Annotated in this window: 12 protein-coding genes; 2 read left to right on the top strand and 10 right to left on the bottom strand. The window is 67.3% G+C overall.

Annotated features, from left to right (window positions below; translation table 11 throughout):
- The first annotated feature begins 100 nt into the window (after positions 1-100).
- Positions 101-967, top strand: coding sequence for a WSC domain-containing protein (locus tag C6569_RS10840; protein WP_146144779.1), 867 nt, complete (start codon positions 101-103; stop codon positions 965-967).
- A 2,190-nt stretch (positions 968-3,157) separates the two neighbouring features.
- Here the strand turns inward: C6569_RS10840 and C6569_RS10830 are convergent.
- The 9 genes from C6569_RS10830 to C6569_RS10790 form a co-directional block, all read right to left on the bottom strand.
- On the bottom strand, positions 3,158-3,580 hold the full coding sequence (locus C6569_RS10830; RefSeq protein ID WP_106748859.1) for a GtrA family protein: 423 nt from the start codon (positions 3,578-3,580) through the stop codon (positions 3,158-3,160).
- Positions 3,581-3,582: 2 nt separating this feature from the next.
- Positions 3,583-4,863, bottom strand: a complete 1,281-nt coding sequence (locus C6569_RS10825; RefSeq protein ID WP_106748858.1) for an NAD(P)/FAD-dependent oxidoreductase — start codon at positions 4,861-4,863, stop codon at positions 3,583-3,585.
- A 10-nt stretch (positions 4,864-4,873) separates the two neighbouring features.
- A complete protein-coding gene (locus C6569_RS10820) occupies positions 4,874-5,800 on the bottom strand; it encodes an NAD-dependent epimerase/dehydratase family protein (protein ID WP_181313995.1) in 927 nt (308 codons plus the stop codon).
- Positions 5,800-6,570 carry an SDR family NAD(P)-dependent oxidoreductase gene (locus C6569_RS10815; RefSeq protein WP_106748857.1) on the bottom strand — a complete coding sequence of 257 codons (771 nt, stop codon included), beginning with the start codon at positions 6,568-6,570 and terminating at the stop codon, positions 5,800-5,802. Before C6569_RS10815 ends, C6569_RS10820 begins: the two co-directional genes overlap by 1 nt.
- On the bottom strand, positions 6,567-7,895 hold the full coding sequence (locus C6569_RS10810) for an FAD-binding oxidoreductase (protein WP_106748856.1): 1,329 nt from the start codon (positions 7,893-7,895) through the stop codon (positions 6,567-6,569). The genes C6569_RS10815 and C6569_RS10810 overlap by 4 nt, the downstream gene beginning before the upstream one ends.
- Positions 7,895-9,349, bottom strand: a complete 1,455-nt coding sequence (locus tag C6569_RS10805) for a UbiA family prenyltransferase (RefSeq protein ID WP_181313994.1) — start codon at positions 9,347-9,349, stop codon at positions 7,895-7,897. The genes C6569_RS10810 and C6569_RS10805 overlap by 1 nt, the downstream gene beginning before the upstream one ends.
- A 201-nt stretch (positions 9,350-9,550) precedes the next feature.
- A complete protein-coding gene (locus tag C6569_RS10800; RefSeq protein WP_106748854.1) occupies positions 9,551-11,146 on the bottom strand; it encodes a hypothetical protein in 1,596 nt (531 codons plus the stop codon).
- A gap of 148 nt (positions 11,147-11,294) precedes the next feature.
- Complete coding sequence (locus C6569_RS10795; RefSeq protein ID WP_146144778.1) at positions 11,295-12,194, bottom strand: FkbM family methyltransferase; 900 nt, start codon at positions 12,192-12,194, stop codon at positions 11,295-11,297.
- A gap of 204 nt (positions 12,195-12,398) precedes the next feature.
- Positions 12,399-12,659, bottom strand: a complete 261-nt coding sequence (locus C6569_RS10790) for a hypothetical protein (protein ID WP_146144777.1) — start codon at positions 12,657-12,659, stop codon at positions 12,399-12,401.
- A gap of 165 nt (positions 12,660-12,824) precedes the next feature.
- On the opposite strand from C6569_RS10790, the gene C6569_RS10785 reads away from it, so the two are divergent.
- On the top strand, positions 12,825-14,003 hold the full coding sequence (locus C6569_RS10785) for a glycosyltransferase (RefSeq protein WP_106748851.1): 1,179 nt from the start codon (positions 12,825-12,827) through the stop codon (positions 14,001-14,003).
- An 81-nt stretch (positions 14,004-14,084) separates the two neighbouring features.
- Here the strand turns inward: C6569_RS10785 and C6569_RS10780 are convergent, their stop codons facing one another.
- On the bottom strand, positions 14,085-15,929 hold the full coding sequence (locus C6569_RS10780) for a polysaccharide biosynthesis protein (protein ID WP_181313993.1): 1,845 nt from the start codon (positions 15,927-15,929) through the stop codon (positions 14,085-14,087).
- Positions 15,930-16,023 lie beyond the last annotated feature (94 nt).

Below are 16,023 nucleotides of genomic sequence, written 5' to 3'. Positions count from 1 at the left end.
ATATCACGGAGGCTTGCGCCGTTGTTGTCGCGCGCATGGTTGCGGCGCCCCTCTTGTTCTGGCCTATTATCCGCACAGGGCCAATGATCGTGATGCAGGAATGAGTTCTCGTCTGTCGCGCGATGAAGCCGCTTTGATCGGTCCCTATGTGAAGGCGACCCTCCTGATTCTCGCGCGTTTCGACTGGCGCGACGACGAGGTCGCTCGCCGGGTGGAAGCGATGGCGGTGGCGCGTCTGCCGGGCATCGTCTTGCCGGGAGGCGCCGACGCCGAAACCGAAGAGCGGCTGTCGGGGGTTCTGCGGGCCATCCTGACCCACGTGGTGGCCCATGCGAAGGCGCCGGACTTCGACCTGCAGGCCTTCGCTGAACGGGACTTCGACCCCTGGTGGCGGCGGGCCTTTCTCCCCGACGAGGATCCGGCAGTCCCTGCCGCCCCCGCCCTCGCCGCCGATCCGCCCCGGCCATCGCCGGAGACGGTGGCTCCTGCGGTGCGGCGGCCGCGTCCCGCAGCGCCGCCTGCCGCCACCTCGCTCGGATGGGTGATCGTGCTGACGCTCATCCTCGGCGTCAGTGGCGCCGCCTTCGGGCTCTGGGCCATCTTCCAGCCCGACGACAGGCCCGTGGTGAACGTGACGACGCCCTTCGACGGCAAAGTCGTCCAGGCTGGCGTGCCGTACGTGATCGACGGCTGGGCTTTTCGAGGGTGCTTCGTCGATTCCCCCGATCGGGATCTGGCTTTCGTCAGCCCGCCGATGACGTTGACGCTCCAGGCCTGTTCCGCGCTGTGCACGGCCCGGGGCGCCCGGCATATGGGATTGCAGAACACCAATCAGTGTTCATGCGGAAATGCCGAGTTCGGCCGCCATGGCCGGGCCCAGAGCTGCAACAAGCCGTGCTCGGGTGACGGGCGGGCCATATGCGGCGACGTCTGGTCCCAGGCGATCTTCACGCGGGTGGGCCAATAGACGGTGAGAGCGGTCAAGGAGCGGACGGCCGCATGGGCGTGGCCATGGCCCCCCAGGACCAAAGGATCGACCCGGAATCCTTCAGCCTGACCATGAGGGGCCTGCCCGTCCCACCGGGGCAGAGCTGTTCCGAGGTGATCTCCACGGCACCCCAGCGGTGCGGCACGAGGGGGTCGAGGCCGAAGCGCTCCACCTCGCGGTCGCGCTCCAGCGTCATGATGAGCCCCGTGGCGAGAGGTCCGCGCAACACGGGGACGTTTGCAGGGCCGCAGCCGATGAGAGCGGGATCGAGCGTCAACGAGAGGTCCCCCGCGGCCAGGTCGTCGCCCTGCCAGGTCCCCGCCAGCGCGACGCCCGGCACCGGAAAGGTCTCTGCCGCAGGGGACAGTCCCGGCCGAGGTCCTGCGCCGGACAGTTGGGTTGCTGGCGCGATCGGGATGCCGGCGGGAAGTTGCCCCCGAATCCGGCTGGCGGGCAGAGAAAGATCGAGTGCGATCGTACAAGCCGGGCGCGTTTGGCCGAAGAGCGCGACGAGAGTGATGGGCCCGGACGGGCGATCCGCTTCCGCGCGCAGCGGCAGATGGAAGCCCCGCATCCGCGCCGGACGGTGAGCCCGCGCGTCGGGACGCAACAGCAGCGGACGGGTCGCGCCGATGATACGGGCGGAGGAATCGGTCGCGACGACCCATTCCGGAAGTCGCTGCAATCCGCGGTCCGTGATCCACCCCGTGACGGACCAGCCGTCGGCCGACACGCGCGCGGCGCTTTCGACGGCGCCTGAGGGACAGGCGGCAAGGGAACCCGGACGAAGGTCATCGGGCATTTGGTCGGGCTTGGCCGCGACACCCCACCGCGGCGAGAAGAGATTGAGGCGTGCCTGCCGCAGATGGTCGACTGCCGCGGTGATCATGGCGGGATGCGGATAAAGGCTGACCATCTCGCCCTCTGAGGGGACGTTCCAGAGAAGAAAGGTTGCGGCGCGTGTCAGCCGCTCGTTCTGCGCACGGATCTTGCCGAAATTCTCCGGTCGCAAGCTGGTCGTCGCAGCGATGACGAGGGCGACGAGGAGCGTCGCCACGACAGGCATTGCGAGCGATCGGTCGCCGAGCGTCCGACAGGCGCTGCGTGCCAACCCCGCCACGACGACGAGCCAGAGCATCAGCATCGGCGTCGCGTAGCGGCTCGACAGAGCCGCCTCCAGCCCCAGCGTCACACGCCCCCAGGCGGCGGCTGCCGCTGTGCCGAGAAGGAAGACGCCGATCGCCGCCAGCCGCGCCTGTGCGACGTCGACCTCCTCACCCCGCCACCACGGCCTGGCGAGCGACCACGCGAGGCCGCAAAATCCTGCGAGCGCCAGGGTGCCGAGAACCAGCGCCAGAGGGAATGATGGTGTGAACGGGCCGCCGATCATCGCGACGGCGAACAGGACGAGGTTGACGGGCGTGCGAAGGGCCGCATCGCCGAGGGGCGGACCGCCGCGGACCACGAAGGGGACGAAGGCGACGATGAGGAGGCCGAGCAGGGCAAAGCCGAGCCAGCGGCGGCGACGTCCGAGGAGGACCGCCAGGAGCGCGAAGGAAAAGACCAGCGCGATGCCGTTGCCCATGGAGACGATGGCGCCGATGGCGAGGATGGCGCTCACCGCCCAGCGCGCGACGTCACCGACCGTGCCGCCGAAGCGGCTCGTTCCCGTCGCGGCGAAGATGGCGAGGATCGCGAACAGGATGACCAGTGGAAACTGGGTCTGGAACCCGATGGTGAGGTTTTCCCACTGGGCGAGGGACAGCATGACCGCGCCGTAGACACAGGCTGCGGCGAGACGTTCGCGGCGTCGCCGCGGCTCGGGAAAGGTGAGCCGAGCCATGAGGGTCGCAAGGAGGACGTTGAGCGCGAGGACACCGGCGACCAGGACATATCCAGTATATTCGAAGACATAATAGTCGATCAGAAACAGCAGCTTGCTGGTCGCGATCACGTGTTCGTTGTGATGTTCCAGCAGGTAGCGCAGCGACAGCAGGGAGCCGGGATCCGTTGCTGCCCGCTTCGCCATCTCCCACTGATCCCAATAGAGGACGGGAGAGACATACACGGCCACGACCGCAAGGCTGTAGAGACACAGGCCGAGGCTGGCGGCGAGGATGGAGGCATGTGCGACAGATCGGATACGGCCCTCGGCAAGAAGGTCACGCATCATGCGCCATCGGTCCGGCCGGCGAAGGAATAAAACTTGTGACCGGCATAGCTCGTCACCACGGGACTGAGCACCCCGATGACATGCGCGACCGTCTCGGCATGAAAGGTGAAACCAATTGCCGGAAACAGCCACCGGGCGAGGCCGACGCTGACGACCCAGACCTGCACGAGCGCGATCCCGTTGATGATCGCGAAGCGGGTCAGCTCGCTCCTCATGCCGCGGCCCGATGCCTCGAAAACGAAGGCTCGCATGAGCAGATAGGCAGTCAGCATGCCGACGAGGTAGGCGATCACGACCGCCAGATCGAAGGGCAGGACCATCGACAGGGCGATGCGCGACAGGATGTTGGCGCCTGCGGCGATACCGCCCGTCGCGAGAAAGCGGACGAAAGGGGTGTCGAGACGGCGGGCCAGGGACATGCTCACCCCACCCGCTCCGCCATCATGCGGCCGAAGCGGATGCTCTCGGCGACGCCACGGTCCTCGGGATAGTAGTAGCAGGTGTCGGCGATCTGCAGCCCGGCGATGGGCGTCTGGACGGGCGGGAGCTTGTCGAGGAAGTTGGGCTCGCAGACCGGCTGGGCATAGGTGAGGCGCCCCACCTTGGCGTCGATGAGGTCGTCGGCACCGATGGTCGGGTTGATGCGGCGGATATAGCCGAAGGCCTCGTCGACGAAAGCCTGGTCGTCCCAGGCCCATTTGGGCTGCGTCGCGGGCATGTAGTAGGGCACGTAGACGATGGTGTCGCCGGTCGGCCTGAGGTTCGAGAACTCGATGATTCCGGGAATGTCGATCGTGTCGTCGATGATGTTCAGCCAGAAGTTCTTCGACACCGAGCGCTTCAGCTTGAGGATGAGGCAGACGACGCCGATGTTGCGGATCGCATCGTAGCGCGATTTCCAGTCGTCGGGCAGATCGGGGACGAGGCGGGAGACCAGCGGCGTCGGCACGGTGGAGATCACGGCGTCAGCGGGGAAGAAGCGGTCCCGCGAGGTGACCCCCGTCACGCGGCCGTCGGCCGTCTCGACGCGTGTCGCAGGGGTGGTCAGGTGCAGCCGGCCGCCCTTGGCCTTGATCGCCTCGACGAGCGCCTCGACCAGCGTTTCGGACCCCCCGTCGATGTAGCCGAGCTCCTCCTGGAAGATGGAGCGGCGGGAATTGCCGATACGTTTGACGCGCGTCGCGATCCAGGAGGCCGAGACCTCGTTGGCCAGCTCGTAGAACTTCAGGTCCATCAGGCGCTTCCACAGGGTGTCGTAGACGCGCTTGCCCGAGCCGCTCTCGATCCACCGGCGGGCATCGAGGTGTTCGATGGACCGGAAGTTCGGACGCTTCGTCGTCCAGAACATCTGCAGTCCCGTGCGGAACTTCGAGATCAGGTCGAGATGGGGGAAGGTGAGGAGGGAGATGGGATCGCCCCAGGGATGAACCTTGCCCTTCATGTAATAGGCCATGGAGGTCGGCACCCAGCGCATCCGGTCGCCGATCCCGAGCTCCGCCATGAGGGCGAAGGTCGGCGCGTCCGACTTGCAGACGAAGTGGTAGAAGCGCTCGATGGAGACACCGCCGAAATCGAAATGCGCCGCCATGCCGCCGGCGGTGTCGCCGGCCTCGATCAGATCGACCTCGTGGCCGAGGCTGACGGCTCGGTGGGCCGTGGCGAGCCCCATGGGGCCGGCTCCGATGACGACGATCTTCGACACCGCGTGCTCCTCAGAAGTCCAGAACGATCCCGGAATAGTCCGGGTGGCGGTAGGTTTCCTCCAGCGCCGTCCGCAGCGGCGTGGCGGTCACGCCGAAAATGCCGGGCCAGTCGATCACCGGAAAGGTTTCAGGGATCACGAGGGCCTCGAGCTGCCGCGTGGTGAAGGGCGGGTTGCGATCGACCCGCGCATAGGCCCACAAGAGAAGCCAGAACACCCGATAGGGCAGGTGGATGATCCGCGCCTTCGGCTCGACGATGGCATGGATCATGCGGATGAGGTCGCCGTAGTGGATCTGCTCCCGTCCTGAGATATCGTAGGTGCCCGTCGCGCGGCTCGCGAGGCACGAGGCGATGATGGCCGCGAAGTCGCCGACATAGAGCGGCTGGCGGATGAATTTGCCGTCGCCGGGGATGGGGAAGACCGGCGTGCGGTCCATGAAGCGGCGCAGCCAGCCGAGATGCTTGCGGTCGAACCACCCGAACATCAGGGTCGGGCGAAGAACCACATGGGGAATCTCGACGGTGTCGATGTAGCGCTCCTGCGCCGTCTTCGAGCGGGTGTAGAAGTCGTCGGCGCGCGAGTTCACGACCGAGGAGGAGATGTGGACGAAGTAGGGCACGCGGTGACGCCGCATGGCCTCGACGATCCGCTCCGTGGCGGTGACGTTGTTGGCGACGAACTCCGCCTCGTCGAGGCCGCCGATCTGCGCCTGGTTGAGGACGACGGCGTCGGCGCCGGCGAAGGCGTCCTGCCATGGGCCGTCGACCGCGAGATCGGCTTCGATGACGGTCATCTCCGGGTGGATCCGGCGGAGCAGCGCGGTGTTGGTCGGGTGCTTGTCGATGCCGACGATCGACACGCCCTGCTGCCGCTTCAGGCGCGCGATCAGGTTCTGCCCGACGAGACCTGCCGCTCCGGTAACGACGATACGCATCAGATATCGAGCCTGTTGAAGATGGAGGCGGGCAGGAAGCGGATGATGAGCATGATGAACCGCCAGAACCACGGCGCGTAGACCACCGGTCCGCCCTTGTCGGCGGCGCGGCGCACCACGGCGGCGACCGCCTCGGGCTTGGCCCAGAGCAGGCCCTTGCGGGTCATGCCCGCCGTCATGGCGGTGATGGTCGGGCCGGGCTTCACCAGCACCGCGCGGGGGCCGGTCGCCGCGAAGCGGTGGGCGATGCCCTCGACCAGCGCGGCGAGGCCGGCCTTGGCGGCACCATAGACGAAGTTCTGGCGGCGGCCGCGGTCGCCGGCGACCGAGCCGAGCACGACCAGAGATCCGCGCCCCTGGGATTCCAGCAGGTTGGCGGCTGCCAGGCACCACGCGGCCGCAGAGTTGAAGTTCACAGTCATGATCCGCTCCGCCGCGGCGGCGTCGCGCGCCGCCTCGGCCTGATCACCGAGGATCCCGTAGGCGACGAGGATGTGGTCGACGCCGCCGAGGGTGGCGGCAAAGCCCGACAGTTCGGCCGCGGCATCGGCCGGCGCCGCGAGGTCCGAGATCGCGACCTCGGCCCGCCCCGCGCCGCGGACCCCGAGGTCGGCGGCGATCGTGTCCAGCTTGGTCCTGTCCCGCCCGACGAGGAGGATGTCGGCGCCTTCCGCCGCGTAGAGCCGCGCCGTCGCCTCGGCGATGCCGGACGTGCCGCCGAGAATGAGGACGCGAAGGCGAGGGCCCGGCTGCGGCGTGATCTCGGTCATGGTCCGACCCTGTTCCAGAACATCGACGACATCAATGGATCGACGTGGGAGGCGAAACGCTCCCAGCCGGGATAGCCCGCGCGGAACATGTCCCGCGGGATGCGGCCGTCCTTGGCCGGATAGAGTTTCCCTCCGGCCTCTCGCACGATCGCGTCGAGCCTGGCAAGGAGCGCCAGGGTGCCGTCGCCGCGGTTGGGGAAATCGAGGGCGAGGGTCGTTCCGGGGCTCGGGAACGACAGCATGCCCGGCGAGGGGCGGTCGCCGAAGGTCTTCAGCACGGCGAGGAACGAGCCCTCTCCGGCGGAGGCGATGGCCCGCAGCATGGCGGCCGTGGCGTCCCGGGCGGCGTCGGGCGGGACGACCGACTGGTACTGAAACATGCCCCGCTGCCCATACATGCGGTTCCACTGGCCGATGGCGTCGAGGGGATAGAAGAAGGGCTGGTAGTGCTGGATGGAGTTGCCGGCGGTGCGGCGGCCGTTCCAGGCATAGAGTGCGTTGAAGGCGCGGATGCTCAAGCCGTTCAGGGCGAAGCCGGGAAAATCCATCGGGATGGTGGGTCCGCCGGCCTTGCCGGCCTCCAGCGGCCCTGCGGCTGCGTGACGCCCCCGGGTGAACAGGCCGCGGCCGGTCCGGGCGCCGCCCGCCAGACAATCGACCCAGGCCACGGTGTAGTCGAAAGCCTGCTCGCTCGCCTCCGCCAGGGCGAAGAAGCCATCGAGATCGTCGAAGGCGATCGTCTCGACGTCCATCATGGTGCTGGTGATGGGCATCAGCGAGAGCTCGACCCAGGTGATGATGCCCGTCAGTCCGAGCCCGCCGATGGTGGCGGCGAAGAGCCCCGTCTCGTCGTCCGGCCCGAGATCGTGCTCGCGGCCGTCGGACCTCAGCAGGCCGAGCCGGCGCACCCAGCAGCCGATGGTGCCGGCGCCGTGGTGGTTCTTGCCGTGAACGTCGTTGGCGACCGCGCCGCCGAGCGTGACGAAACGGGTACCGGGCGTCACCGGCAAGAAGAAGCCCCGCGGCACCAGGGCCCGCAGCAGCGCGTCGAACGACAGCCCTGCATCGGCCCGAAGCACGCCGGTCGCGGGGTCGAAGGCGATCATGCGATCGACGCCGGTCATATCGATGACGGCACCGGCCGGGTTCAGGACGCTGTCGCCGTAGGAGCGTCTCAGCCCGACAGGCAGGAGGGACGGGAAACGCTGCCGGCCCTCGGCGACCACGGCGGGGATGTCTTGCCGCCAGGTCGGGCGCGCGACGTGATGGGGCGCGCGGTTGACGCGGCCCCAGGAGGTCCATTCGCTCGTCGGCGCGAAGACCATCACAGCGCCAGGACGAAGAAGGCGGCGACGGCGAAGCCGAGGCCGATACTGGCCCGGTCCCGCAGGGCGAAGCTGACGGGGTCGTCGTTCATCTCACCGCGGTGGGCGAGGAGCCAGATGCGTCCGACCCAGATGGCGAGAATGATCGGCACCCCCCACAGCATCTTCGGATTGCCGTAGACGTCGCGGCGGAACAGTTCCTCGACGATGAAGAGCACCATGATGAGCAGCGAGGCGACGCCCGTTGCGATGCCGAGCGCCAAGGTCAGGCCGCCGTCCTGGACGCGGTACCCGCGGCTGCTCAGCGCGTGCTCGCTGCTGTTTCCGGCACGCACGATCTCGGTGTGGCGCTTGGCGATGGCCAGCGACGTGAAGAAGAACACCGAAAAGGTGAGAAGCCATTCCGAATAGGGATGGCCGAGCAAGGCCATGCCCATGACGAGGCGGGTGGTGAAGAGGATGCCGATGATCAGCGTGTCGAGCAGGGGGATGCGCTTCAGGCCGAAGGAGTAGGCGAGCGTCAGGGCGAGATAGGCGGCGAGGGCGGCCGCAAATCCCGCGGAGAGGTGGAAGCCGCCGACGAAAGCCACGGCGATCGCCGTGGCGGCGATGCCAAGGGCCCGGCGGATCGGCAGGCGCCCCGAGGCGATGGCCCTGTTGCGCTTCGACCAGTGCCGCCGGTCGGAATCCAGGTCGGCCACGTCGTTGATCAGATAGGTGGCGGAGGTCACCAGCAGAAGGCAGCACAGGCCGAGCAGGGTGATCGCGAGGGTGCGCAGATCCGTGAAGGCATGGGCCAGGACCAGCGGGACGAAGATCAGGGCGTTCTTCGACCAGTGATGAACGCGGAAGGCTTTCAGCGCCTGCTTCACCGTGAGGGGCGGGTTGGTGAACTCGGCCTCAATAGGCTTGCCGAGGGCGCGCGCGCGGCGGGCGACGCTCGATCCCGCGCCGGCGAGAACGATTCCCCGGGCGGCACGCCAGACGTGCAGATCGGCGGGAGAATCGCCCACATAGACAAAGCCTTCGGGGAATCTCCGGGCGAGATAGTCCGCTTTGGCGGGCCCCTTGAGGTTCTCGTCCCCCGATCCGACGGCGCTCGCGAAAATTCCGACGCGTGCCGCGATCGCGTCGACGACGCTCTGATGCGCCGCCGAACACAAATGAATGTCGCGGCCTCGCGCGGCCTCGGCGCGGAGCCAGGCAAGCAGATCCTCGCGAAAGGGCAGGGCGGCGGTCGAGAAGTCGATTTCCCCGGCCAGAGCGGCCTTCAGCGCGGCCCGGCCCTGCGCCAGCCTGGGCAGCGCCGACAGGAACTGGAGCGGATTGTGGAACAGGGCGTGCGCCGCCTGTTCGTCGAGCGAGTCCGTCAGGATCAGCGTGCCGTCGAGGTCGACGACGAGCGGGAGGGCCGTCGCTTCCAGGTCGGCCGATGTGGTCAGTGACGTGTCCAACGATCCACCCGATGTCGCCGCCAGGCCCAGGGCCACTTCCCAGCGCGTCGCCGCGTCATCGCAGGCGCGCAGGCGTCTTCTGGCACAAGCAGGTCACCATTGGAACCACCAAGTCTGCCCGCGGGAAGTATATACCGCCGCGGCACTTCGAGCCGCAGGCATCCGACGCCTCCACGACGGGAATCATCCTGTGGGGAGACGTCATCCCAATACAGTGGAATACACGCTCGCCCAAAGCCTCAGGAAGACGATGTTGAGGATCAGCTGCGCGCCTGCGACAGCTTCGAGCAGATATCCGCGCGACCCCTCGCCGCCGAGCCAGACCAGGGGGGCGACCGCGAGAACCGGCCACACGGCCTGCCACCCGTGAAGAAGCGGCACAGCCGGTGTTCCGAAGACCAGGATCAGGGCGATACCCGCAACACCGGCAATGATGGTCATCTGCCGCAGCGCGTGGGCTTCCACCGTCTTGTAGCCGAGCCCGATGAAAAAGATGAGCAGCCCGAGCGGGGCCCAGATCGTGATGAGGTGGCGCGTGACCACCGACCGCACCTCGAAGGGAAAGACGTCGAGAGCGAGGGGCGCCAACGTCGTGTAGAGGTTCTTCAGCCGCACCCACACGATGTTGACGATATCCAGGTCCGTGCGCTGGTTCTGAACGATCAGGTCTGCAGGAATCTGCATCACGGCTTGGCTCAGCACCATCCAGAGCGCGACGGCCGTCAACGCCAGGGCGCCGGTGATCGCATAGTGCCGCGCCTGTTCGCCCCACTGCCTCTGGAAGAACATGGTCCATGCCGCATAGGCCGTGAACACGCCGATGAAGGCCAGGGCCAGCGGATGGGCCCAGTAGGCCAGCCCCAATGCGACCCCCGCGGCGACAGGACGTCTGGGACCGCAGAACAGCAAGATCAGAGAGGCGATGATAAAGAACGCCGCGAGGTTTTTCGGCCAGGTGAAGATCGTATGCAAAATCACATAAGGCGAGAGCGAGCAGAAAATGAAGGTCAATACGATCTTTTGCCGGACCTTGAAGTGTACGAGCAGCACATAAAACGCAACCGCAACCAGCGCATTCAGCGTGATGCCCAGTGCCAGGAACAGCCGGAAGTCGAAATCGGACACCAGCGACAGCGTGTCCGGCCAACTGGTCGACACATAGTCGAACCTCGGCATCGGGTCGGGCTTTTCGATCGAGCTTCCCAGCAGAACCCGCGCCGGTACTGCTGCCAGGCCGACGAGGATCGGGCGGTTGCTCACCTCCTGACCGGGCATGATCGGCCGCACGTCCGCGAACTTGATGCCTCGTGCAAGATATTCCGTGACGACGGCGGGCAGCGAATTGTCGGCTGGCAGATGCCCGGTCAAGCTCTGAATCTGGACCGGCAAGACCCAGCGTTTGAAGACATAGGGGCCGTCGAACAAGGTAGGGGGCTGGCGCGCCGGTGCGAAACTGACCGTGAGGGCGACAAGCGTCGACAATCCCCAGACGACCAATGGCCCCGAGGCGCTCTTCAGGAACGTTACATACCAGGCGACGAACCGGATTTCGGCGGCGACGGCAGCCGCCGCCGCGAGGGCGACTATGAAGGCGAACATGCGCTTATCACCCGGCCATGCCGCGATGATCGCGCCCATGCATGCCAGGATGAGCACGCCGTAGAGGATGGCCGAGAGGACGGTGCGGGCCCCTTCACCGCTGCTTCCAACCCGGCGAACGACCATACCGCCAAGGGCCAGAATGCCCGCGACGTAGCAGGCGGCCAACAACACCGACAACGACCACACCGAGACCATCAGAACACAACCCCCAGCCTGCCGCGGACGTTCAGGACACGGCCTTGTTAAGACTATTCGCGCGTGCCGACCCGGTCATCCGATGCTTGCGAATCCCTGTGACGGGCAGCGTGTCACGGTGTGTAGCGGGCACGCAACGCCCCACAGATCACGGGATCCACGATTTCGCCCAGTCCGCCACTTCCCGACCAGTTGCGGCGCCGATCCCTTCCGGTCGCTCGAACTGATGGGGCTGCGCTTCGTGAACATCGTATCGGATGCGCTCGAAGAGGGTCGGGTCCTCGTCAAATCTGGCGAGAGGTACCGCGAGGACGTTCAATTCTGTCGCATCACCGAAAATATTGGTCGTGTCGCCGCGGTAGTTGTTGCGGTTGAAGGGGTAGCACACGTGCCAGAAGAGCTTGTATCCGAACTCGGCGAGGAGGCTTGCCGTCGGCGCGTACATAGCCGGTCCATTCTGTTCGAAATACACGATCGGGCGGCGCTGGGCGATGAGGCTGCGCGCCCCGACAAGCACGTCGAACTCCATGCCCTCGACGTCGATCTTCACGAGGTCGACGGGCAGTGAAGCGAACATATCCAGGGTCAACTGCGCCGAAACGGCCAGATCGGCGTCGTTGATTTCACTTCCCGAGATCGAGGGGACCCGCTTGTAAGAGATGGCCCCGTAGTTGGCGCCGGGGGCAGTGAGTGTCTTCAGGTCCATCGCAATCACGGCTTGGCTGGCGCCGACCAGAGCCTGAACCGCCGTCACATTCGGTCGGTCCCGCGTGTTCAGCCGCAGCATCAGGTGATTGTCGGAGAAGGGCTCGAAGGAGAAGACCTTGCCACTGTCGCCCACCATGCGTGAAAACGCGACCGAATGGCAGCCTATGTTGGCACCGACGTCGAGCACGGTCGCGCCGGTCTTGACGAAACGAGACAGGAATTCGATCTCGTGTTCAGCCCATTCGCCGTAGCGGGTCAGGCTGGCGCCGATGGTGCTGTCGTCTCCATTGTAATGCATGGCCCCGTAGCGACATTGGGAGCGAGTAATCTCGAACACCACAGTTCGTCTCCAACGTATGATGCACGGGGTTCATGTGCGAGGAACCCACACCGGCCACTCGACTGAATTCGAGGAAAGCAAAGCGCGTCTACCACGCCGAGCGACTTGGCACAGATGTTTCGGGAGAGCAAGGCGTTGCCACCTTCGGGAGGGGACGCGTTGAACATCCGGATGTCTCGGCCCGGAGATTCGTGCGGCGACTTGCTAGAGCTCCGGCCGCATCGCCCCCCGCAATGAGCGCTCCAGCGTCGCCGCGATCTGGACCTCGGAGGCGCGCTCGGAGAAGTCGCGCACGACCTGGGGCGGGAGGCGCGAGGCGAGGGCGGAGACGAGGTCCACGAGTTGCGCGAGGCTCGCCTCGAAGTGGGCCCGCAACACGTCGGAGATGGCACCCGGGAACTTGGCGTGCAGTTCGGAGGCCACCACGACGGCGGACCTGTCCAGGCCATCACCGGTGCGGATCACCCTGTTCACACACAGACGGACGAACAGGGACAGACAGCGTTCCACTTCGCTGGCGACGGATTGCATGTGCGGGGCCTGATGATCCAAACTGGTGCGCGGGGCCTAGGGGCCCCGGCGGAAGCGAGCGGTTTTGTCTCATGAGGCCAGCTTGAAGGCAAGGAAACCGTGACCGAGGCTAGTGTGGCGCCGCAGCCGGAACCGAATGCGGCGGCCGAAGCGGGGCCTCCGCTGGTCCTCTGTCTCATCAACGAAGCCTGGTTCTTCCGATCGCATTTCCTGCCCTGGGCGAGGCTGGCGCGGGCGCGGGGTTTCGAGGTCATGATCCTGGCGACACCCGAGCGGGAGGCGCAGGCCTTCGGCGACGGCATCGCGGTCGTCGCCAGCCGGGCGACCCGGGGCGGGATCGTTCCGCCGGGGCTCTGGGGAGCGTCGGGGCAGGTCGTCGCGCTGGCGGCGAGCCGGCGTCCGGTCATCCTGCACGCCTTCGGGCTGCACGGCATGGCCATCGCGGCGCTTGCGAGGCTGCGGGGCGTCAGGCGGCCGCTTGCCGTCAGCGTCACCGGGCTGGGCTTCTTGGTTTCCAGAGGTGCCGTCAGACGGGCCTTCGGCAAGGGCGTCGCCCGCATGCTCGGGGCCATTCTGGACGGGCCGGCGACGCGCTGGCTGGTGGAGAACTCCGCCGATCCCGCCGCGATGGGGCTCGGCAACGCCGTGGAGGAGGGCCGCGTGACGGTGCTGACCGGGGCCGGCGTGGACCCCTCGGCCTTCGCGCCCGCGCCCATGCCGGCGCGGCCACCGCTCAAGCTGATCCTGGTGGCGCGCATGGTGCGGTCGAAAGGTGTCGATCTCGCCGTCGCTGCGGTTGCGCGCGCCCGCCAGGCGGGATCGGACGTCACCCTGACCCTGGTCGGTGACTGTGACGGGGCAAACCCGGCCTTCTACAGCGAAGAGGACATGGCGCGCTTCGCCGCGACGCCGGGGGTACATGTGCTCGGGCGACGGACCGACATAGCGGCCCTCCTGGCCGACCATCACCTGTTCATTTTGCCCTCACGCGGGGGCGAGGGACTGCCGAAGGCCCTGCTCGAGGCCGCCGCCGCGTCTCGTCCGGCGATCGTGACGGACGTGCCGGGTTGCCGCGACTTCGTGCAGCCCGGCGAGACCGGTTACGTCGTCGCCGCTGGGGCCGTCGCGGCGCTCGCCGACGCCATCGCCGCGGCTGCGCAGGCCGACCTCCCGGCCATGGGGCGGGCAGCCCGTACGCGGGTCGAACTGACCGGCTCGGTCGACGTGGTGGGGAGCCAGGTGGTGAGGGCCTACCGGTCCCTCCTGGACCTTCTGTGACCTCGCGGCCCTCGGGCGGCGCAGCCGCTCCGTCGCCGCGCGGACAGGCCTCGCCTGTCGCCGTGCTCGCTTCGGGCGGGCTCAGTGGTCGGCGTTGCTCGCGAGCGCATTGCGGAGCGGGATGACCCGCGAGGGCCGCGCGATATCCGGAACCAGCTCGGCGATGATGCCGCGGGCGCGGTCGTCGTCGCCCTCCATGGCGGCCATTTGAAGCCGGGAGAGAAACGGTTGCAGGCGGGACAGCGCCGGAGGCTGCGCCTCGGCCGCGACGATGCCGCGGACGCCAACCTCGAGGCGGGGCTCGCGCTCCTCGAACAGGATCTCGGAAAGCCGCTCGCCGGGGCGGCGGCCGGAATAGACGATGTCGATGCCCTTGCCCGGCTCGAAGCCGGCGAGCCGGATCATCCGCTCCGCGAGATCGGCAATCCGGACAGGCTGCCCCATGTTGAGCACGAGAATGGCGGAATGGCCGGCCGAGGCCGCTTCTCCGGTGATCCGCGCCGCGGTCCACAAGAGGTCGGTCGCTTCGCGCTTGGTCATGAAATAGCGGACCATGTCCGGGTCCGTGACGGTGACCGGGCCACCCGCCTCGATCTGGGCACGGAATCTCGGCACGACGGAGCCGGCGGTCCCCAGAACATTGCCGAATCGGACGGCCACCAGCCGGGTTCGTCGTGCCGGGGCGCCATCCAGCAGTTGAGGCGCGGCGTCCAGGGCCTGGACGTACATTTCGGCCAGACGCTTGGTCGCCCCCAGGATCGACACCGGTTCGGTCGCCTTGTCGGTCGAGATGAGGACGAAGGTCGCGGCGCCGGCGGCGACCGCCGCGTCGGCTGCATTGACCGTTCCCATGACGTTGGTTCGCACCGCGTCCGAAACCTCCTGTTCGAGGTGCGGCACATGCTTCAGGGCTGCGGCGTGGAAGACGACGTCGGGCGCGAATTCCCGCGTGATGGAGAGGAGGCGGGTCCGGTCGCGAATGTCGCACAGCCGGCCCGTGACGGGGGTATCGCCCGGACGGCTCTCCACCATGGCCCGGTCGAGGATGGCATGGAGGGCAGCCTCGGAGCTGTCGAGCACCAGAACCTGGTCTGCACCGAACTGAGCGCTGCGGATGGCGAGTTCGGATCCGATGGAGCCGCCTCCGCCGGTCACGATGACCCGCTTGCCACGGACGAAGGCCCTGAGCGGCTCCTCTTCGACGTCCACCAGCGGGCGGATGAGGAAGTCGTCGTCGATGACGGTGTGGAGGCGGGCACGCTGGGCGTAGCCGGACGATTCCGTCACGTCGATGCGGATGGGGGGAATGCCCATGCGGCGGAACACGCCGATCGACGTCTCCACGAGGGCGGGGGTGCGGAGCGCATCCGGGGCGATGATGGCGCGCTGGATGGTGATGCCGCGTGACGCCGAATCGCGAACGATCTGCTCGATCTGGTCGGTGCTGCCCCAGACGGGGACGCCCCGGACCGCCTGGCCTATCTCCTGGGCCACGGGCGACACGATCCCGAAGACCCGGATCGGCCCGGCGACGCCGGCCTCCACGGCCCGCAGAACGGCATCCGCATCGGAGGCCCGCCCGAGAACGATCGCCGCCAGCGGGTCCGAGTTCAGCGTCGACTGGCGTTTCCAGGACCGGTAGGCCCTGTAGGCGATGCGGGGGCCGCCGAGCAGCAGCACCTGGACACACCAGTAGATCGCCAAGGTGCGGCCGCCGAAGATCTTGGGAATGTCGGCCATCCGCGGCGTGATGATATAGTCGATCAGCAAGAGCAGCGCGGTGAGGATGCAGACGGCCTTGAAGATCCCGAACAGGTCGAACAGCGAAGCGAAGCGCCAACGGGACGCGTAGAGCGAGCACGAGGCGTAGATGATCAGCGCAATCCCGGCGAAACCAGCGGCCCAGAGCACCGGGTCGGCACCCATGATGGCCGGCACCCGGGGGTCGCCGCGAAGCAGAAGGGCCAGAAGTATAGCCGCGACAGTTACCGCAAAGTCGTGAAAAACCACTGCGCCCTGC

Origin of the sequence: Phreatobacter cathodiphilus (genome assembly GCF_003008515.1) — a bacterium.
GTDB lineage: Bacteria > Pseudomonadota > Alphaproteobacteria > Rhizobiales > Phreatobacteraceae > Phreatobacter > Phreatobacter cathodiphilus.
The sequence above is the reverse complement of the archived record's forward strand: the minus strand, read 5'-3'. Positions and strand labels throughout refer to the sequence as shown.

Excerpts from the sequence above, each read along its gene's own strand:
- C6569_RS10840 (WP_146144779.1), top strand. The coding sequence starts at position 101 with ATGAGTTCTCGTCTGTCGCGCGATGAAGCCGCTTTGATCGGTCCCTAT.
- C6569_RS10830 (WP_106748859.1), bottom strand. The coding sequence starts at position 3,580 with ATGTCCCTGGCCCGCCGTCTCGACACCCCTTTCGTCCGCTTTCTCGCG.
- C6569_RS10820 (WP_181313995.1), bottom strand. The coding sequence starts at position 5,800 with ATGCGTATCGTCGTTACCGGAGCGGCAGGTCTCGTCGGGCAGAACCTG.
- C6569_RS10815 (WP_106748857.1), bottom strand. The coding sequence starts at position 6,570 with ATGACCGAGATCACGCCGCAGCCGGGCCCTCGCCTTCGCGTCCTCATT.
- C6569_RS10810 (WP_106748856.1), bottom strand. The coding sequence starts at position 7,895 with ATGGTCTTCGCGCCGACGAGCGAATGGACCTCCTGGGGCCGCGTCAAC.
- C6569_RS10800 (WP_106748854.1), bottom strand. The coding sequence starts at position 11,146 with ATGGTCTCGGTGTGGTCGTTGTCGGTGTTGTTGGCCGCCTGCTACGTC.
- C6569_RS10780 (WP_181313993.1), bottom strand. The coding sequence starts at position 15,929 with ATGGGTGCCGACCCGGTGCTCTGGGCCGCTGGTTTCGCCGGGATTGCG.